The sequence below is a fragment of the Pseudomonas sp. TE31087 genome, from assembly GCF_057284075.1.
Genome location: NZ_JBXVNN010000001.1, coordinates 3660323 through 3678913, shown reverse-complemented (window position 1 = coordinate 3678913; position 18591 = coordinate 3660323). Strand labels below are relative to the sequence as shown.

Sequence of the window (18591 nt, the reverse complement as noted above, 5' to 3'; positions counted from 1 at the left end):
ATGAGCGCAAAACCCCCGGCGATATTCCTCATGGGACCGACTGCGGCCGGCAAGACCGACCTTGCCATCGAGCTGACCCAGGTGCTGCCCTGCGAGCTGATCAGCGTCGATTCGGCGTTGGTCTATCGCGGCATGGATATTGGCACTGCCAAACCTTCGAAAGAGATCTTGGCCGCTCATCCGCATCGGCTGATCGACATTCTTGACCCGGTCGAAAGCTATTCGGCCAAGCAGTTCTGCACCGACGCCCTTGAAGCCATGGCCGAGATCACCGCGCGCGGCAAGATCCCGCTGCTGGTGGGCGGCACCATGCTCTATTACAAGGCCCTGGTCGATGGTCTGGCTGACATGCCACCGGCCGACGCCGCCGTGCGCGCCGAGCTCGAGGCGCAGGCAAGTGCGCTGGGGCTGGCTGAATTGCATCGGCAACTGGCCGAAGTCGACCCGGAATCAGCCGCGCGCATCCATCCGAATGACCCGCAGCGTCTTATCCGCGCGCTCGAGGTATACCGGGTGAGCGGCGAGAGCATGACCGCCCACCGCCAGCGTCAATTCGCGGAAAGTCGCGACGCAGACGCAGGCGCGAACGGGCATTTGCCCTATACTGTCGCGAGTTTGGCGATTGCTCCTACAGATCGTCACATTTTGCATCAGCGAATTGCGCTACGATTTTCGCAGATGCTGGAACAGGGCTTCGTCGATGAGGTCCGATCGCTGCGCGCCAGAAGTGACTTGCACGCGGGGCTGCCGTCTATACGGGCAGTGGGCTATCGACAGGTCTGGGATTATCTCGACGGTCAGCTGACTGAGAATGAGATGCGTGAACGCGGTATCATTGCCACGCGCCAGCTGGCCAAGCGGCAGTTCACCTGGTTGCGCGGCTGGGAAGGCGTGCACTGGCTGGATAGCCTGGCCTGCGACAATCTGTCCCGCACCTTGAAATACCTTGGGGCCGTCTCCATATTGAGCTGAGTCCCTGCTTATAGCCGTCTATTCTTACGAAAAACGGCATGAATCATCGAATTTCCAGTTTTTCTACTATTGATCCTTACAGGAGTGCGGCATATGTCAAAAGGGCATTCGCTACAAGACCCTTACTTGAACACCTTGAGAAAAGAAAAAGTCCCGGTTTCGATCTATCTGGTCAACGGGATCAAGCTGCAGGGCCAGATCGAATCCTTCGACCAGTTCGTCGTGCTGCTGAAGAATACCGTCAGCCAGATGGTCTACAAGCACGCCATTTCGACCGTCGTCCCGGCACGTCCGGTTCGCCTGCCAAGCCCGACCGATGCCGAGCACGGTGACAGCGAGCCAGGCAACGCTTGAAAATAGTAGGAGCCTGCATTGTTCTTTGAGCGCCACGGTGGTGGTGAGCGAGCGCTGCTCGTTCACTTGGAAGGTCAGAACCCTGAGGCGCGCGAAGACCCGCAGGAGTTTCAGGAGCTGGCGCTGTCGGCCGGCGCCGATATCGTTTCGCTGGTAACAGTGGCGCGGCATCAGCCCACCGCCAAGTTTCTGATCGGCAGCGGCAAGGTCGAGGAGCTACGCGACCTGGTCCATTCGGCCGAAGCCGATCTGGTGATTTTCAATCACACCCTCACGCCCAGCCAGGAACGCAACCTCGAACGTGTCTTCGAGTGTCGCGTGCTGGACCGTACCGGGCTGATTCTCGATATCTTCGCCCAACGGGCGCGTACTCATGAAGGCAAGCTGCAGGTCGAACTGGCCCAGCTCGAGCACATGAGCACGCGGCTGGTGCGCGGCTGGACCCACCTTGAGCGACAGAAAGGTGGTATTGGCCTGCGCGGCCCGGGCGAGACCCAGCTGGAAACCGACCGCCGCCTGCTGCGGGTGCGTCTGCGCCAGATCAAGGCACGCCTTGAGAAGGTGCGCAGCCAGCGTGAGCAGGCCCGTCGCGGGCGCAAACGCGCGGACATTCCGTCGGTTTCGCTGGTGGGCTACACCAACGCCGGCAAGTCGACCTTGTTCAACGCCCTGACGCAATCCGACGTGTATGCCGCGGACCAGTTGTTCGCCACCCTCGACCCGACCTTGCGCCGGCTCGAACTGGCCGACCTGGGACCGATCGTGCTGGCCGACACCGTGGGCTTCATTCGCCACCTGCCGCACAAGCTGGTCGAGGCATTTCGGGCTACGCTCGAAGAGTCGAGCAACTCCGACCTGCTGCTGCACGTGATCGACGCCCATGAGCCCGAACGCATGGAGCAGATCGAGCAGGTGCTGGCGGTATTGGGTGAGATCGGGGCCGAGAGCTTGCCGATCCTCGAGGTCTATAACAAACTCGACCTGCTCGAAGATGTCGAGCCGCAGATCCAGCGCGATGCCGATGGCAAGCCGCAGCGGGTCTGGGTATCGGCACGCGATGGTCGAGGCCTGGAGCTGGTTGGCCAGGCGATTGCCGAGTTGCTGGGGGACGACCTGTATGTCGGAACCCTGTGCCTGGAGCAACGGTTTGCCCGCCTGCGCGCGCAATTCTTTGCCCTGGGTGCCGTGCAGAGTGAAGAGCATGATGAAGAAGGGCGCAGCCTGCTGAGCGTGCGACTGCCCAGGGTCGAGTTGAATCGCCTGGTCAGCCGCGAAGGCATGGAGCCGCAAGTGTTTGTCGAGCAACACACTTTGCAATAAATGCCCGTCGAGGTCGTCGGGCAGCGGTGACAGGCATTCTGTAGCATTGGACGGCGCGCCGTGGGCGCGTCTTTGCTTTATCAGATGGAGAGCGCTATGGCTTGGAACGAGCCGGGTGGCAACTCGAACAATCAGGATCCCTGGGGCGGTCGCCGTAACGGCGGCGGCGGTGGTGGCGACAAGAAAGGTCCACCGGATCTCGACGAGGCCTTCCGCAAGCTGCAGGACAGCCTGAACGGCATGTTCGGCAGTGGCAAGAAACGCGGTGGCGGTGGCGACCGCAATATCGGCAAGGGCGGCAGCTATGGCTTGCTGGGTATCGGCCTGGCGGTGCTGGCGGCCATCTGGCTGTACAACGCCGTGTACGTGGTGGACGAGCAGGAGCAGGCCGTGGTGCTGCGCTTCGGCAAGTACTACGAGACCGTCGGTCCCGGCCTGAACATCTACTTCCCGCCGATCGACCGCAAGTACATGGAAAACGTGACTCGCGAGCGGGCTTACACCAAGCAGGGCCAGATGCTCACCGAAGACGAGAACATCGTCGAGGTGCCGCTGACCGTGCAGTACCGCATCAGCAACCTGCAGGACTTCGTGCTCAACGTCGACCAGCCGGAAGTCAGCCTGCAGCATGCGACCGACAGCGCCCTGCGCCACGTGGTGGGTTCCACCTCGATGGACCAGGTGCTGACCGAAGGCCGCGAGCAGATGGCCGTGGACATCCGCGAGCGTCTGCAGCGTTTCCTCGACACCTACCGCACCGGTATCACCGTCACCCAGGTCAACGTGCAGAGCGCGGCAGCTCCGCGTGAAGTACAGGAAGCCTTCGACGACGTGATCCGTGCCCGTGAAGACGAACAGCGTGCGCGCAACCAGGCCGAGTCCTACGCCAACGGCGTGGTGCCCGAGGCCCGCGGTCAGGCGCAGCGCATCATCGAGGACGCCAATGGCTACCGCGATGAGGTAATCGCCCGTGCCAAGGGTGAGGCCGATCGCTTCACCAAGCTGGTTGCCGAGTACCGCAAGGCGCCGGACGTGACCCGTCAGCGTCTGTACCTGGAAACCATGCAGGAGGTGTACAGCAACTCCAGCAAGGTCATGGTGGCGACCAAGGACGGGCAGAACAACCTGCTCTACCTGCCACTGGACAAGATGGTCGAAGGCAGCCGCAACAGCACGCCAGCGCCGGTCAGCGGAGTTTCGCCGTCGGTTAACGACGCCGCCGCACGTGCCGCGCAGGACCTGCAACAACAACCGCCGCTGCGTTCCAGGGAGAGCCGCTGATGAGCAATAAATCGCTGTTCGCCCTGATTGGCGCCGTGGTGCTGGCGATCGTCGCCTGGAACTGCTTCTACATCGTCTCGCAGACCGAGCGCGCGGTATTGCTGCAGTTCGGCCGCGTGGTCAAGGCTGATGTCCAGCCCGGCCTGCACGTGAAGGTGCCGTACGTGAACCAGGTGCGCAAGTTCGATGCCCGCCTGATGACCCTCGACGCCCCGACCCAGCGTTTCCTGACCCTGGAGAAGAAGGCGGTGATGGTCGATGCCTACGCCAAGTGGCGGGTCAAGGACGCCGAGCGCTTCTACACCGCCACTTCGGGCATGAAGCAGATCGCCGACGAGCGTCTGTCGCGTCGTCTGGAAAGCGGCCTGCGTGACCAGTTCGGTAAACGCACCCTGCACGAAGTGGTGTCCGGTGAGCGTGACGCGTTGATGGCTGACATCACCGCTTCGCTGAACCGCATGGCCAGCAAGGAGCTGGGTATCGAAGTGGTCGACGTTCGCGTCAAGGCCATCGACCTGCCGAAGGAAGTCAACCGTAGCGTATTCGACCGCATGAGCACCGAGCGTGAGCGTGAGGCTCGCGAGCACCGCGCCAAGGGCAACGAGCTGGCCGAAGGTATTCGTGCCGACGCCGACCGTCAGCGCCGCGTGCTGCTGGCCGAGGCGTATCGTGAAGCGGAAGAGACCCGCGGTGATGGCGACGCCCAGGCGGCCTCCATCTACGCCAAGGCCTACAGCCAGGACGCTGATTTCTATGCGTTCCACCGTAGCCTGCAGGCCTACCGCGAGAGCTTCTCGAGCAAGAGCGACGTACTGGTCCTGGACCCGAAGAACGAGTTCTTCCGTTACCTGGACAAGAGCAAGCCCTGATGCTGCTCTCATGACGGGGCGCCCCGTCTGGCAGCTAAAATGCCAGGCGGGGTGCATCCTGAATGAAAAGGGGTGTATGATGCGGCAGCCGGGAAATTCCCGGCTTTTTTGCGTCTGCAAGGTTGATCGGCCCATGGCTTGTTGACGGTTTGGTCAGGACGCAAGGCAATTCGAGGGTGTTGGGTACGGTGGTTGCGCTGGGATCGGTGCTGCCCGCTATTGTGCGCCAACGCCTGCTTTACTCACGGCTCGCCTGCGGGCAGGCCGCCCGGACCAGAGGGGAAATGGCGTAATGGCAACGGTAGACCGCTGGCTGCTGCCAGATGGCATCGAGGAAGTACTGCCACCTGAGGCCGCGCGCATCGAGATCGCGCGACGTCAGGTGTTGGACCTGTTCCAGAGTTGGGGTTACGAACTGGTCGTCACGCCGCATATCGAGTACCTGGAGTCGCTGCTCACCGGCGCCGGCCAGGACCTGGACCAGCGCACCTTCAAGGTCGTCGACCCACAGTCCGGCCGCCTGATGGGCTTCCGTGCCGACTTCACCCCGCAGGTGGCGCGTATCGACGCCCACACCTTGCGCCGTGAAGGCCCGAGCCGCCTGTGCTACGCCGGCAGCGTGCTGCACGCGCAACCGCGTGCCCTGTCCACCTCGCGCAGCCCGATCCAACTGGGCGCCGAGCTGTACGGCGACGCCAGCCCCACCAGTGATGTCGAGGTCATCAGCCTGATGCTCGCCACGCTGCAGCTGACCGATGTGCCGGATGTGCACATGGACCTTGGCCACGTCGGTATCTACCGCGGCCTGGCCCGCGCCGCCAACCTGTCTGGCGCGGTCGAGCAGCAGCTGTTCGACGCCCTGCAGCGCAAGGCGGTCGACGAAGTGCAGGCGCTCACCGCCGACCTGCCGAAGGACCTGGGCAACATGCTGCGCGCCCTGGTCGAGTTGTGCGGCGGCCGTGAAGTGCTGGCCGAGGCCCGTGTGCGCCTGGGCCGTGCCCCGGCCAGCGTGCTGGCGGCGCTGGACGACCTGCTGGCGATCGCCGATCGCCTGGCGTCGCGCTACCCGGACCTGCCGTTGTACTTCGACCTCGGCGAGCTGCGCGGCTACAACTATCACACCGGCGTGGTGTTCGCGGTGTTCGTGCCGGGCGAAGGTCAGTCGATCGCCCAGGGCGGTCGCTACGACGACATCGGCGCCGATTTCGGCCGGGCACGCCCGGCCACCGGATTCTCCACGGATTTGAAGACCCTGGTCACACTGGGGCGAGCGGAGGTCGTATTGCCTGCTGGCGGCATCTGGATGCCCGACAGCAGCGATGCGGCCCTCTGGCAGCAAGTCTGCCAGTTGCGCAACGAAGGCCAGCGTGTGGTCCAGGCCCTGCCTGGCCAGCCGTTGAGTGCTGCCTTCGAAGCGGATTGTGATCGGCAATTGATTCAGCAAGACGGGCGCTGGCAGGTTCTGCCGCTGACCCATTGAGATTCTTCGCCGGCAGTGGGCCGGCAACCAAGTTGCGTGAATGAGGACAAGTGTTATGGGTAAGAATGTCGTCGTCCTGGGCACCCAGTGGGGTGATGAGGGCAAAGGCAAGATCGTCGATCTGCTGACCGAACATGCTGCCGCCGTAGTGCGCTACCAAGGTGGCCACAACGCGGGCCACACCCTGGTGATCAACGGTGAGAAGACCGTTCTGCACCTGATTCCCTCTGGCATCCTGCGTGAAGGCGTGCAGTGCCTGATCGGCAACGGCGTGGTCGTTGCTCCTGACGCCCTGATGCGTGAAATCACCAAGCTGGAAGAGAAGGGCGTGCCAGTGCGCGAGCGCCTGCGCATCAGCCCGGCCGCCCCGCTGATCCTGTCGTACCATGTGGCCCTCGACCAGGCCCGTGAGAAGGCCCGTGGCGAAGCCAAGATCGGCACCACCGGTCGTGGCATCGGCCCGGCCTACGAAGACAAGGTGGCCCGTCGCGGCCTGCGCGTCGGCGACCTGTTCCACCGCGAGCGTTTCGCCGCCAAGCTCGGTGAGCTGCTGGACTACCACAACTTCCAGCTGGTGAACTACTACAAAGAGCCGGCCATCGACTTCCAGCAGACCCTGGACGAGTGCATGGCCTACGCCGAGCAGCTCAAGCCGATGATGCTCGACGTCACCGCCGAACTGCACAACCTGCGCCGCGCCGGCAAGGACATCATGTTCGAAGGCGCCCAGGGCTCGCTGCTGGACATCGACCACGGTACCTACCCGTACGTCACCAGCTCCAACACCACCGCCGGCGGCATCTCCACCGGTTCCGGCGTTGGCCCGATGTACCTGGACTACATCCTGGGCATCACCAAGGCGTACACCACTCGCGTCGGTTCCGGTCCGTTCCCGACCGAACTGTTCGACGAGACCGGCGCCACCCTGGCCAAGCGTGGTCACGAGTTCGGCTCGACTACCGGCCGCGCCCGTCGTTGCGGCTGGTTCGACGCCGTCATCCTGCGTCGCGCCATCGACGTCAACAGCATCTCGGGCATCTGCCTGACCAAGCTGGACGTACTGGACGGCCTGGAAACCATCAACATCTGCGTTGGCTACAAGAACGAGAACGGTGCCGTCATCGACGCGCCGTCCGATGCCGACAGCTACATCGGCCTGGAGCCGGTGTACGAAGAGATGCCGGGCTGGAGCGAGTCGACCCTGGGCGTGAAAACCCTGGAAGAGCTGCCGCAAGCCGCGCGCAACTACATCAAGCGTATCGAGGAGCTGGTCGGCGCGCCGATCGACATCATCTCGACCGGCCCGGACCGCAACGAGACCATCGTGCTGCGTCATCCGTTTGCCTGATCGGCCGCTTCGGTAGCTGATTGAACGCCGCGTTCCCGCAAGGGAACGCGGCGTTTTTGTTTCTGTATGGCAGTACTGTCGAGTCTCTGTGGGAGCGGGTTTACCCGCGAATGCGGCGGTGAATCCAGCATTGCATTCGCGGGTAAACCCGCTCCCACAGAGATGTTGCTTTGCTTTCAACTCTGTCACAGGTACAGATGCCGCCCGACCTGGCATTTTTACCTGCTGCCTTCGGCACAACCCTTGCTGTAAGAAGTTTCTGACGATGCCATCAAAGTAATGGCGCCAGAAACACGAGGGTTACAACGTGTCTGCCATCCTTTCACTGTTACGAAGCCGCCTCTTGCGGCCTGTGTTTGTTGCGCTTGGTATCGCTCTTCTGGTGCAGGTGCTGGTCGCCGTTGCACTGACACGGAGCACGGTCACCGCCCTGGAGGCCGATTTGGGGGCGCGCCTGGGCAACGACAGCCAGAAACTGGCCGCCGAACTCGAGCAGGCCGGGCAGGATGTCCGCGCCGGGCTCGACAGCCTGTCGGCCAGTACCCGCCAGCGCCTAAGCGCCGGCCTTTCCGAGCGGCTGCAGGCCGAGCAGCAGCAATTGCGCGCCACCTTGGAAAAGAACCTCAAGGATTCGGCCAACGACATGGCCGAGCTGCTGGCCTCGGTAGCGCCGCGGGCGATCTGGGACAACGACGTGCCGACGCTGTCGGACTTCGCCCGCCGTGCCCAGCGCAATCCCAACGTGCTGTTCGTCATCTATGACGACGCCCAGGGCCAGCACCTGACCCGCTACCTCAACCGGCAGAACCCGATCAACCAGGCGTTGATGGACAAGGGGCAGGGCGAGCGGGCGCTGGACAAGGTGCTGGATGCCGCACGCAAGGACCCGTCGGTGTACTACGTCGAGGCCTCGATCAACCCCAACGGTGCCGAGATCGGCAAGGTGCTGATGGGCGTCTCCACCGCGGGCGTCGACCAGGAGCTCAAGGCCCTCGACCAGCGCTTCGCCGCACTGATCGCCAGCGGCGAGCAACTGGTCGGCGACAGCCTGGTGGCTGCCGCCGCCGACAGCGGCAAGGCCCTGCGCGCGCGGTTGGAGACGGCCCAGAACAGCGCCACGGCGATGCAGGCCAATACCGCGCAGACCGTGCGCGATGCCGCCGCCGAGCTGCGCTGGCGCATCGGCCTGGGCCTGGTGCTGGTCGGCTTGGGCGTGCTGCTGGTGGTGGCGGTGGTGCTCGGGCGCCGGGTACTGAGCAAGCTCGGCCTGCTGATCGCCGCGCTGAACGACCTGGCCGCGGGCGAGGGCGACCTGACCAAGCGGGTCAAGCTCGACAGCCGTGACGAGATCGGTGACATGGCCTCGGCGGTCAACCGCTTCGTCGACAAGCTCCAGCCCATCGTTCGCGAGGCCGGTGAGGTGGCACAGCGCACTGGCGTGGAGATCGGCAGCATGGCCCAGCGCAACGCGGGGGCCGATGCTGCCGCTGCGCTGCAGCGCGACGAAGTGGCGGCCAGCCTGCGCGACCTGTCGAGCATGGCCGACGAGGCCCAGGCCGAGAGCCATGCCATGCAGGCGGCGTTGCAGCAGGTGGTGGACATTCGCCAGGCCACCGATGAGAACAGCCGCGCCTCTACCCAGCTGGCGCGGTTGATCGAGAACCTGGCCGGTGAGGTACAGACCGGCTCCCAGGTGATCGAGCGGCTGGCCAAGCAGAGCGAACAGATCGAGGTGGTGTTGACGGTGATCCATGGTATCGCCGAGCAGACCAATCTGTTGGCGCTGAACGCCGCCATCGAGGCGGCGCGGGCCGGGGAAACCGGGCGCGGCTTCGCCGTGGTGGCCGACGAGGTGCGGGCGCTGGCGAGCAAGACGCAGAGTTCGACCGGGGATATCCAGTCGCATATCGCCGCCTTGCAGCAGGGGGCCAAGGAGGCGGTGGCGACCATCAGCCAGGCTGGGCGCCAGGCCAGCGAGGGCCTGCTGGTGCTGCGCGACAACGAGCGGCGCCAGCAGTCGGTGCAGGCGGCAGTGGAACAGGTGCATGCGGCGATCGGCCTGGCCACCCGTGCGGCGGAGCAGCAGGCCAATGGCGCGCAGGCGGTACGTGGGCGGGTGGAGAACATCCATGCCCAGGCTGAGCGTTCGGCCGAGGTAGTGATGCAGACCACGGCCAGCAGCAAGGTGCTGGACGACCTGGCGGCGCAGTTGCGGGCCAGCCTGGGGCAGTTCAGGGCCTGATATTGCGCCTTTATAGCGCCTGCGTTGGGCAATGTCCGTTGCCGAACGCCCATGAAAAAGCCCTGCCGAAGCAGGGCTTTTCTTGTGTCAGGCTCAGCCCTTGTAGGCAGCGACCGACTTGGTGATCGCGGCACGGGCGGCGTCGGCGCCTTCCCAGCCTTCGATCTTGACCCATTTGCCCTTCTCGAGATCCTTGTAGTTCGCGAAGAAGTGCTCGATCTGCTGGATCAGCAGGGCTGGCAGGTCGGTGTATTCCTTCACGTCAACGTACAGCTGGCTCAGCTTGTCGTGCGGAACAGCGATGACCTTGGCGTCGCCGCCGCCGTCGTCGGTCATGTTCAGGATGCCGACCGGACGGGCGCGGATCACCGAGCCTGGGGCAACCGGGTACGGGGTAACGACCAGCACGTCCAGCGGATCACCGTCGTCGGCCAGGGTGTTGGGGATGTAGCCGTAGTTGGCCGGGTAGAACATCGGGGTGGCCATGAAACGGTCGACGAACAGGGCATCGCTGTCCTTGTCGATCTCGTACTTGATCGGCGCGTGGTTGGCCGGGATTTCGATGGCGACGTAGATGTCGTTCGGCAGGTCTTTGCCGGCTGGAATCTTGCTGTAGCTCATTGGGCAATGCCCCCGTGTTTGAACAAAAAAGTGGCGGCGATTATAGGCACATTCCCACGGTGGGTGCCACGTCCGGCCTGATGTGCGGGCGTTCAGGCGTGGCTTTCGCGATAGTCCGGGTGTTCGGCCTGAAGGTGCATCAGACGCTCGAGCGGATCCTGGCGATAGAACAGCGACAGCTGCTGGTAGACCTGCGGGTAAGCCTGGTGCAGCAGATCGGGGGCGCTGAAGAAGTATTCACTGGTGACGGCAAAGAACTCGGCAGGGTTTTCCGCGGCGTAGGGATCGATGGCCGTTTCGGCGTCCGGGTCGGCATCGAGCTGGCGATTCATCGCGTCATAGGCCTGCTGCATGGCCTGGGCCCAGTCCTCGACGCGCATGCCGTGGTGCAGGGGCGGCAGGCCGTTGGCGTCGCCGTTGAGCATGTCCAGCTTGTGCGCCAGCTCGTGGATCACCAGGTTGTAGGCTTCCCAGCCGCCGCTGGCCAGGACCCCGGGCCAGGCCAGGATCACCGGGCCCTGCTGCCAGGCTTCGCCACTGTGCTCGGCATCCCACACGTGCTCGACGCCGCTGGCGTCGCGGTGGCGCTGAGGGCTCTTGAAGTCGTCGGGGTAGAGGATGATCTCGTGGAAGCCCTGGTACCAGTTCAGCTCGCCCAGGTGCAGCAGCGGCAATTGGGCCTGGGCGGCGAGGAACAGGCGCTGCTCGTCGTCCAGCTCGACGCCCGGCAGGGTAGTCAGGTGCTTGTCATGCAGGAACAGCACGCTGGCTTCACGCAGCCAGCGGTCTTCCTCGTCGCTGATACCATCCAGCAGCGGCAGGCGCTCGCGGACCACCTGCCACATGCGCGGGTCGACTGGATAACGGGCCAGGGTGCGCCGGCGGCGCCAGGCGCTGAAGGACCACATGCGCCGCTCAGTGGGCCTTGGCCGTACGGCCCAGGCGACCGCGCAACAGGCCGAGGATCATCGGCACCAGCGACAGGATGATGATGGCGACGACCATCAACGACAGGTGCTGCTTGATGAACGGTACGTTGCCGAAGAAGTAGCCCAGGGTCACCAGGCCACCTACCCACAGCAGCGAGCCGGCCACGCTGAAGGCCAGGAAACGCGGGTAGTGCATGTGGGCGATACCGGCGACGAACGGCGCGAAAGTGCGCAGGATCGGCAGGAAGCGCGCCAGGGTGACGGTCTTGCCGCCATGGCGTTCATAGAACTCGTGGGTGCGCTGCAGGTAGTCCTGGCGGAAGATCTTCGAGTTGGGGTTGCGGAACAGGCGTTCGCCCGCCGTGCGCCCGATCACGTAGTTGGTGCTGTCGCCGAGGATAGCTGCGGTCATCAGCAGGCCGGCCAGCAGCACCGGATCCATGCCGCCACCGGCGGCCACGGCGCCGGCGATGAACAGCAGCGAGTCGCCCGGCAGGAACGGCATCACCACCAGGCCGGTCTCGCAGAAGATCACGGCGAAGAGGATGGCATAGATCCAGGGACCGTAGTTGTTGACCAGCAGATCGAGGTAGGCATCGAGATGCAGGATGAGGTCCAGCGGGTTGAAATCCATGTACAGCACCTGTGTTCTTGACCCGCTACTACGGGCGCGCGATGACGGACAGCGCCATGGTTGGGGAAGGTTTACCGGCTAGGCGGGTAACTTTTCGCACATGACAGGAAGGGGATTATACGGCGAAGTCCGGATTGTGCCCGGAGAGTTTGTAGCGAGGGGTTACGACTCTTTCAGACCAGGCGCATTCTCTGTAGGAGCGGCCTTGTGCCGCGAAAGGGCTGCGGAGCAGCCCCGGCGATTGTTGGTGCATCCAAAATCCCGGGGCCGCTTCGCAGCCCTTTCGCGGCACAAGGCCGCTCCTACAGGCGTACGTGTACGGTCATCTTGTATGCCGATGGCCCCGTGCATCGCTCAATCCTGACTGATCGGCAAGATATAGTTCTCGAACTCGGTGTCCTTGCGAAAACCCATGGACTCATAAGTCTTGCGCGCCACTTCGTTGTCGCTGCTGGTGGACACGCGCATGCGCACGGCGTTGGATTGCTTGGCCATCTTCTTGGCCTCGCGCATCAGGTTGTCCGCTACCAGCATGCGTCGTGAGTCCTCGGCCACGTAGATGTCATTGAGGATCCACACGCGCTTGAGTGACAGCGAGGAGAAGCTCGGGTACAGCTGGCAGAAGCCCAGCAGGCGATCATCGCCGTCATCCGGCAGGGCCAGGTAGATAATCGACTCTTTACGCTTGAGGCGCTTCTCGAGGAAGGATCGTGAGCTGTCCGGGTAAGGCAATTGCCCATAAAACTCGCGATATTTCACGAACAGCGGGGTGAGCAGGTCGAGGTGTTCCAAGGTTGCCTGGATGATGCGCATGGGCGGGCCTCTGAGTCCATTGGGGATACGGCGGATTGCCTGCAGCGTCCTCTGGCATGCTGCCTAAAGCAGGCCAGAAGCGCAATCCGCCTTCCGTGACATGTTGTTTACCCTTCACCGAGCAGGAAGTTTGAGCTTTTTCCGGCAGAGTCTTCACTGTCGATACTATGGACCTCTGCTTCGTCCTTCAGATTCACCCCCGAGAGCTGGCGTCGGCACGCTTCGCGCATCAGGTACAGCAGGCGGTGGGCGGCCATGCCGTAGCTCAGGCCTTCCAGGCGCACGTTGGAAATGCAGTTGCGGTAGGCGTCGGTCAAGCCGACCTTGGGCGCGTAGGTGAAGTACAGCCCCAGGCTGTCGGGCGAACTCAAGCCCGGGCGTTCGCCGATCAACATGACTGTCATGCGTGCGCCAAGCAGCTCACCGACTTCGTCGGCCACCGCGACCCGGCCTTGCTCCACCAATATAACCGGGGCGCTGGTCCAGCCATCGGCGGCGGCCTGCTCCTCGAAGCGGCTCAGGAAGGGCAGGGTGTGGCGGTGCACGGCCAACGCCGACAGACCATCGGCGACGACGATCGCCAGGTCTACGCCGCCGGGGTTGGCCTGGGCATGCTCGCGCAGGCGCTGCGCCGAGTCCTCGTGCAGGCGCCGGCCAAGGTCCGGGCGTTGCAGGTACTGATGGCGGTCGCTGGCGGCGCTGTGCAGCAGCAGGCTGTCGCGGCCGCGCTCGCCAAGCTGCTGGCGCAGGCCGACGTGGTCGAACGGCAGATGCACGGCATCGCGGGCCTGGGCGTGGGCGAACTGGAAGTCCAGCTGGGCGCCGGTCGGCAGGCTGATGCCGGTGCGGCCGAGGGCGATGCGCGCCGGGGTGAGGTTGCGCAGGGCCAGCCAGGGATTGTCCGGAGTGGGGGTGTGTCGTTCCATGGTCACCTCTAGGCCAGCTGTGCCAGGGCCTGGCGGAAGGCTGGCGGCAGGTTGTCGCCGAAGCGGATGCGGCCGTCGGCCTGGGTGAAGATGCCGGTGCGCTCCAGCCACGCCTCGAATTCCGGCCCGGGCTTCAGGCCCAGGGTCTGGCGCGCGTAGAGCGCGTCGTGGAACGAGGTGGTCTGGTAGTTGAGCATGATGTCGTCGGAGCCGGGGATGCCCATGATGAAGTTGATCCCGGCCACGCCCAGCAGGGTCAGCAGGGTGTCCATGTCGTCCTGGTCGGCCTCGGCGTGGTTGGTGTAGCAGATGTCGCAGCCCATCGGCACGCCCAGCAGCTTGCCGCAGAAGTGGTCCTCGAGACCGGCGCGGATGATCTGCTTGCCGTTGTACAGGTATTCCGGGCCGATGAAGCCGACCACTGTGTTGACCAGGAACGGCTTGAAGTGGCGGGCCACGGCGTAGGCGCGGGTCTCGCAGGTCTGCTGGTCGACGCCGTGGTGGGCGTTGGCCGACAACGCGCTGCCCTGGCCGGTCTCGAAGTACATCAGGTTCTGCCCGAGCGTGCCGCGCTTGAGCGACAGGCCCGCCTCGTAGCCTTCCTGGAGCACGTTGAGGTTGATGCCGAAGCCGGCGTTGGCCGCCTCGGTGCCGGCGATGGACTGGAACACCAGGTCCAGCGGCACGCCACGGTTGATCGCCTCGATCGAGGTGGTGACGTGGGTCAGCACACAGGACTGGGTGGGGATGTCGTAGCGCTGGATGATCGCGTCGAGCATCTCCAGCAGTGCGCAGATCGAGGCGATGCTGTCGGTGGCCGGGTTGATGCCGATCATGGCGTCGCCGTTGCCGTACAGCAGGCCGTCGAGGATGCTCGCGGCGATGCCGGCCGGTTCGTCGGTCGGGTGGTTGGGCTGCAGGCGCGTCGACAGCCGCCCGCGCAGCCCCATGGTGCCGCGAAAGGCGGTGACCACGCGGATTTTCTGCGCCACCAGCACCAGGTCCTGCACGCGCATGATCTTCGATACCGCCGCCGCCATTTCCGGCGTCAGGCCTGGCGCCAGGGCGCGCAGGCTGTGCTCGTCGGCCTGCTCGCCCAGCAGCCAGTCGCGCAGGCCGCCGACGGTCAGGTGGCTGACAGCGGCGAAGGCCTGCGCATCGTGGGTGTCTATGATCAGGCGGGTGACTTCGTCCTGTTCATAAGGAATCAGCGCCTCGCTGAGGAAGTGCTTGAGCGGGATGTTGGCCAGGGCCATCTGCGCCGCCACCCGCTCGCCGTCGTTGCTGGCGGCGACCCCCGCCAGGTAGTCGCCCGAACGCGCCGGGCTGGCCTTGGCTATCACCTCTTTGAGGCTGTCGAAGCGGTAGACCTGGTGGCCCACCGTATGCGTGAAACTTGCCATACAGAATCTCCAGGGCGCCGCAGGCCTGGCCTGCGGCGCAAGTCGGCGATCAGTGCAGGGCCTCTTCGGCCTTCTGGATCGCGGCGAATTCCTCTTCCGGGGTACCAGCCACCAGGTGGTGACGGCTGTAGAAAGCAAAGTAGGCAATTAATACTGCATAGATCACCGCAGCGCCAATCACCACCCGCGGATCGACCAGGAACCCGGCGACCACGGCGATGCAGGCCAGCACCAGGGCCACGCCCGAGGTGAAGATGCCGCCGGGGGTGCGGTACGGGCGCTCCATTTTCGGGCGACGGATACGCAGGGTGATGTGCGCGGCCATCATCAGCACGTAGGACAGCGTGGCGCCGAACACCGCCACCAGGATCAGCAGGTCGCCCTGGCCAGTCAGCGACAGGGCGAAGCCGATGATGCCGGGGATCACCAGGGCCAGTACCGGGGCCTTGCTCTTGTTGGTTTCCGACAGCTTGCGCGGCAGGTAGCCGGCACGGGAAAGCGCGAAGATCTGCCGCGAATAGGCATAGATGATCGAGAAGAAGCTGGCGATCAGGCCGGCCAGGCCCACCAGGTTGACGAAGCCGCCCATCCAGGTGGAGCCGCCGTAGGCCTTGGACAGCGCCTCGACCAGCGGGTTGCCCGAGGCTTTCAGGGCCTCTGAGCCGGCGCCGCCGGGGCCGACCACCAGGATCAGCAGGGCGAAGGCCAGCAGCACCAGCATCGCGCCGATCAGGCCGCGGGGCAGGTCGCGTTTCGGGTTCTTGGTCTCTTCGGCGGCCAGCGGTACGCCCTCGACCGCGAGGAAGAACCAGATTGCGTAGGGAATCGCCGCCCACACGCCGACATAGCCGAACGGCAGGAAGCTGCTGGCACCCACGGCGTCAGTCTTGGCGATGTCGAACAGGTTGGCTGCATCGAAATGGGGCACCATGCCGATCAGGAACACCGCCAGGGCGATGGCGGCGACGGCGGTGATGATGAACATCAGCTTCAGCGCCTCGCCCACCCCGAAGATGTGGATGCCGATGAACACGATGTAGAAGGCCAGGTAGATCATCCAGCCGCCGATACCGAACAGCGACTGGCAGTAGGCGCCGATGAACACGGCGATGGCTGCGGGGGCAATGGCGTACTCGATGAGGATCGCCGTGCCGGTGAGGAACCCGCCCCAGGGGCCAAAGGCGCTGCGGGCAAAGCCATAGCCGCCGCCGGCGGTGGGGATCATCGACGACAGTTCCGCCAGGGAGAAGCACATGCACAGGTACATGGTGGCCATCAGCAGGGTGGCGAGGAACATGCCGCCCCAGCCACCCTGGGCCAGGCCGAAGTTCCAGCCGGCATAGTCGCCGGAGATCACGTAGGCCACGCCCAGGCCCACCAGCAGGACCCAGCCGGCGGCGCCTTTCTTCAGTTCACGTTGCTGGAAATAGTCCGATCCGACTTTTTCGAAGTCGACGGAGGAACTCGCCGGCGCGCTGCCGGAATGATCGCTTGGCATAGGGTTCACCTGTTGTTTTTCTTAGGTTGCCGGAGGGACTGCCGGCCCTTGGTGATTTTTACTGCAGGAAGCGAGCCAGAGCCTTTGGGGCCGCTTTGCGGCCTTTTCCGGCCGGTCCGACGCCTCGGCAAGGCCGCTCCTACATGGGATCGCGTTGTTTCTGTAGGAGCGGCCTCGCCGGGGCGCCGGACCGGCCGGAAAGGGCTGCGCAGCAGCCCCTGGGGCCTGTTTAGAAGAAGCCCAGCGGGTTGATGTCGTAGCTCACCAGCAGGTTCTTGGTCTGCTGGTAGTGGTCGAGCATCATCTTGTGGGTTTCACGGCCGACGCCGGACTTCTTGTAGCCACCGAACGCGGCGTGCGCCGGGTACAGGTGGTAGCAGTTGGTCCACACGCGGCCGGCCTTGATACCGCGGCCCATGCGGTAGGCGCGGTTGATGTCGCGGGTCCACACGCCGGCACCGAGGCCGAACTCGGTGTCGTTGGCGATGGCCAGGGCCTCGGCTTCGTCCTTGAAGGTGGTGACGCTGACCACCGGGCCGAAGATTTCTTCCTGGAACACGCGCATCTTGTTGTTGCCCTTGAGCAGGGTCGGCTGGATGTAGTACCCGCTGGCCAGCGCGCCTTCGAGCTGCTCCACCTTGCCGCCGGTGAGCAGCTCGGCGCCTTCTTCCTGGGCAATCTTCAGGTACGACTGGATCTTTTCGAACTGCTGCTGGGATGCCTGGGCGCCGACCATGGTGTCGGTGTCCAGCGGGTCGCCGCGCTTGATCTGCAGGACCTTCTTCATCACCACTTCCATGAACTGCGGGTAGATCGACTCCTGCACCAGGGCGCGCGACGGGCAGGTGCATACTTCACCCTGGTTGAAGAACGCCAGCACCATGCCTTCGGCGGCCTTGTCGATGAAGGCCGGCTCGGCCTGCATGATGTCCTCGAAGTAGACGTTGGGCGACTTGCCACCCAGCTCGACGGTGGACGGGATGATGTTCTCGGCGGCGCATTTCATGATATGCGCGCCGACCGGGGTGGAGCCGGTGAAGGCGATCTTGGCGATGCGCTTGCTGGTGGCCAGGGCTTCACCGGCCTCGCGGCCATAGCCTTGCACCACGTTGAGCACGCCTTTGGGCAGCAGGTCGCCGATCAGCTCCAGCAGCACGGTGATGCCCAGCGGCGTCTGCTCGGCAGGCTTGAGCACCACGCAGTTGCCGGCGGCCAGGGCCGGGGCCAGCTTCCAGGCGGCCATCAGCAGCGGGAAGTTCCACGGGATGATCTGCCCGACCACGCCCAGTGGCTCGTGGATGTGATAAGCCACGGTGGATTCGTTGATCTCGGCGGCGCCGCCTTCCTGGGCGCGGATGCAGCCGGCGAAGTAGCGGAAGTGATCGACCGCCAGCGGGATGTCGGCGTTGAGGGTTTCGCGGATCGGCTTGCCGTTGTCCCAGGTCTCGGTGATGGCCAGCAGTTCGAGGTTCTGCTCGATGCGATCGGCGATGCGCAGCAGGACGTTGGAGCGGTCCTGCACCGAGGTGCGGCCCCAGGCGTCGGCGGCGGCATGGGCGGCGTCGAGGGCCTTTTCGATGTCTTCGGCGCTGGAGCGGGGGAACTCGGCGATCGCCTGGCCGTTCACCGGCGAGGTGTTGGTGAAGTACTCACCCTTTACCGGAGGAACGAACTCACCACCGATGTAGTTGCCGTAGCGGCTCTTGAAGGAAACCTTCGCGCCCTCGGTACCGGGATGTGCGTAACGCATGGTGTGTCTCCTGGTCGTTGTGATTGTTGCGGAGTTTCCTAGCGTAGAGCAAAGGTCGGGCCAGCGCCTGGAGGTCCTTGTGTATCAATGACTTGGGTCAAGGGCGGTAAGCGGTTGGCCATGCTCTGTGCCAAGGCCGGTACGGCCTGGG

16 protein-coding genes and 1 pseudogene are annotated in these 18591 nt (G+C 64.3%); 9 read left to right on the top strand and 8 right to left on the bottom strand.

Annotated features, from left to right (window positions below; all coding sequences use genetic code 11):
* From miaA to ACZ899_RS16560, 9 genes and pseudogenes are all read left to right on the top strand, one after another.
* Positions 1 to 972, top strand: a complete 972-nt coding sequence (gene miaA / locus ACZ899_RS16600; RefSeq protein WP_203648184.1) for a tRNA (adenosine(37)-N6)-dimethylallyltransferase MiaA — start codon at positions 1 to 3, stop codon at positions 970 to 972.
* Positions 973 to 1065: 93 nt separating this feature from the next.
* Positions 1066 to 1326: an RNA chaperone Hfq gene (hfq, locus tag ACZ899_RS16595; RefSeq protein WP_203648183.1), complete on the top strand. Its 261-nt coding sequence runs from the start codon at positions 1066 to 1068 to the stop codon at positions 1324 to 1326.
* 18 nt (positions 1327 to 1344) lie between these two features.
* Positions 1345 to 2646 carry a ribosome rescue GTPase HflX gene (gene hflX / locus ACZ899_RS16590; protein WP_023629895.1) on the top strand — a complete coding sequence of 434 codons (1302 nt, stop codon included), beginning with the start codon at positions 1345 to 1347 and terminating at the stop codon, positions 2644 to 2646.
* Between the two features lie 96 nt (positions 2647 to 2742).
* Positions 2743 to 3927 (top strand): FtsH protease activity modulator HflK, encoded by a 1185-nt coding sequence (hflK, locus tag ACZ899_RS16585; protein ID WP_110734900.1) that lies wholly within the window; start codon positions 2743 to 2745, stop codon positions 3925 to 3927.
* Entirely contained in the window at positions 3927 to 4796 is an 870-nt protein-coding gene (hflC, locus tag ACZ899_RS16580) for a protease modulator HflC (RefSeq protein ID WP_203648182.1), read from the top strand. Before hflK ends, hflC begins: the two co-directional genes overlap by 1 nt.
* 292 nt (positions 4797 to 5088) lie before the next feature.
* On the top strand, positions 5089 to 6276 hold the full coding sequence (locus ACZ899_RS16575; RefSeq protein ID WP_110734905.1) for an ATP phosphoribosyltransferase regulatory subunit: 1188 nt from the start codon (positions 5089 to 5091) through the stop codon (positions 6274 to 6276).
* A 55-nt stretch (positions 6277 to 6331) separates the two neighbouring features.
* A complete protein-coding gene (locus ACZ899_RS16570) occupies positions 6332 to 7624 on the top strand; it encodes an adenylosuccinate synthase (RefSeq protein ID WP_028688256.1) in 1293 nt (430 codons plus the stop codon).
* 643 nt (positions 7625 to 8267) lie between these two features.
* Positions 8268 to 8960: pseudogene (locus tag ACZ899_RS16565) on the top strand (methyl-accepting chemotaxis protein); the annotation flags it as partial.
* Positions 8961 to 8981: 21 nt separating this feature from the next.
* Entirely contained in the window at positions 8982 to 9866 is an 885-nt protein-coding gene (locus ACZ899_RS16560) for a methyl-accepting chemotaxis protein (protein ID WP_371263162.1), read from the top strand.
* Positions 9867 to 9959: 93 nt separating this feature from the next.
* Here the strand turns inward: ACZ899_RS16560 and ppa are convergent, their stop codons facing one another.
* From ppa to exaC, 8 genes are all read right to left on the bottom strand, one after another.
* Positions 9960 to 10487 (bottom strand): inorganic diphosphatase, encoded by a 528-nt coding sequence (gene ppa, locus ACZ899_RS16555; RefSeq protein ID WP_203648181.1) that lies wholly within the window; start codon positions 10485 to 10487, stop codon positions 9960 to 9962.
* A 92-nt stretch (positions 10488 to 10579) separates the two neighbouring features.
* Positions 10580 to 11395, bottom strand: a complete 816-nt coding sequence (locus tag ACZ899_RS16550; RefSeq protein WP_203648180.1) for a M90 family metallopeptidase — start codon at positions 11393 to 11395, stop codon at positions 10580 to 10582.
* 7 nt (positions 11396 to 11402) lie between these two features.
* Positions 11403 to 12050, bottom strand: a complete 648-nt coding sequence (locus tag ACZ899_RS16545) for a DedA family protein (RefSeq protein WP_234562164.1) — start codon at positions 12048 to 12050, stop codon at positions 11403 to 11405.
* A gap of 354 nt (positions 12051 to 12404) precedes the next feature.
* Positions 12405 to 12863 carry a GNAT family N-acetyltransferase gene (locus tag ACZ899_RS16540; RefSeq protein ID WP_110737966.1) on the bottom strand — a complete coding sequence of 153 codons (459 nt, stop codon included), beginning with the start codon at positions 12861 to 12863 and terminating at the stop codon, positions 12405 to 12407.
* 107 nt (positions 12864 to 12970) lie between these two features.
* Positions 12971 to 13789, bottom strand: a complete 819-nt coding sequence (gene eutC / locus ACZ899_RS16535) for an ethanolamine ammonia-lyase subunit EutC (RefSeq protein ID WP_234562438.1) — start codon at positions 13787 to 13789, stop codon at positions 12971 to 12973.
* An 8-nt stretch (positions 13790 to 13797) separates the two neighbouring features.
* Positions 13798 to 15192: an ethanolamine ammonia-lyase subunit EutB gene (locus ACZ899_RS16530; RefSeq protein ID WP_234562437.1), complete on the bottom strand. Its 1395-nt coding sequence runs from the start codon at positions 15190 to 15192 to the stop codon at positions 13798 to 13800.
* A 49-nt stretch (positions 15193 to 15241) separates the two neighbouring features.
* On the bottom strand, positions 15242 to 16690 hold the full coding sequence (eat, locus tag ACZ899_RS16525; RefSeq protein ID WP_028690369.1) for an ethanolamine permease: 1449 nt from the start codon (positions 16688 to 16690) through the stop codon (positions 15242 to 15244).
* 229 nt (positions 16691 to 16919) lie between these two features.
* A complete protein-coding gene (gene exaC / locus ACZ899_RS16520; protein WP_203648175.1) occupies positions 16920 to 18440 on the bottom strand; it encodes an acetaldehyde dehydrogenase ExaC in 1521 nt (506 codons plus the stop codon).
* Positions 18441 to 18591 lie beyond the last annotated feature (151 nt).

Excerpts from the sequence above, each read along its gene's own strand:
- miaA (WP_203648184.1), top strand. The coding sequence starts at position 1 with ATGAGCGCAAAACCCCCGGCGATATTCCTCATGGGACCGACTGCGGCC.
- hfq (WP_203648183.1), top strand. The coding sequence starts at position 1,066 with ATGTCAAAAGGGCATTCGCTACAAGACCCTTACTTGAACACCTTGAGA.
- hflK (WP_110734900.1), top strand. The coding sequence starts at position 2,743 with ATGGCTTGGAACGAGCCGGGTGGCAACTCGAACAATCAGGATCCCTGG.
- hflC (WP_203648182.1), top strand. The coding sequence starts at position 3,927 with ATGAGCAATAAATCGCTGTTCGCCCTGATTGGCGCCGTGGTGCTGGCG.
- ACZ899_RS16575 (WP_110734905.1), top strand. The coding sequence starts at position 5,089 with ATGGCAACGGTAGACCGCTGGCTGCTGCCAGATGGCATCGAGGAAGTA.
- ACZ899_RS16570 (WP_028688256.1), top strand. The coding sequence starts at position 6,332 with ATGGGTAAGAATGTCGTCGTCCTGGGCACCCAGTGGGGTGATGAGGGC.
- ACZ899_RS16560 (WP_371263162.1), top strand. The coding sequence starts at position 8,982 with ATGGCCTCGGCGGTCAACCGCTTCGTCGACAAGCTCCAGCCCATCGTT.
- ppa (WP_203648181.1), bottom strand. The coding sequence starts at position 10,487 with ATGAGCTACAGCAAGATTCCAGCCGGCAAAGACCTGCCGAACGACATC.
- ACZ899_RS16550 (WP_203648180.1), bottom strand. The coding sequence starts at position 11,395 with ATGTGGTCCTTCAGCGCCTGGCGCCGCCGGCGCACCCTGGCCCGTTAT.
- ACZ899_RS16545 (WP_234562164.1), bottom strand. The coding sequence starts at position 12,050 with ATGGATTTCAACCCGCTGGACCTCATCCTGCATCTCGATGCCTACCTC.
- ACZ899_RS16540 (WP_110737966.1), bottom strand. The coding sequence starts at position 12,863 with ATGCGCATCATCCAGGCAACCTTGGAACACCTCGACCTGCTCACCCCG.
- eutC (WP_234562438.1), bottom strand. The coding sequence starts at position 13,789 with ATGGAACGACACACCCCCACTCCGGACAATCCCTGGCTGGCCCTGCGC.
- ACZ899_RS16530 (WP_234562437.1), bottom strand. The coding sequence starts at position 15,192 with ATGGCAAGTTTCACGCATACGGTGGGCCACCAGGTCTACCGCTTCGAC.
- eat (WP_028690369.1), bottom strand. The coding sequence starts at position 16,690 with ATGCCAAGCGATCATTCCGGCAGCGCGCCGGCGAGTTCCTCCGTCGAC.
- exaC (WP_203648175.1), bottom strand. The coding sequence starts at position 18,440 with ATGCGTTACGCACATCCCGGTACCGAGGGCGCGAAGGTTTCCTTCAAG.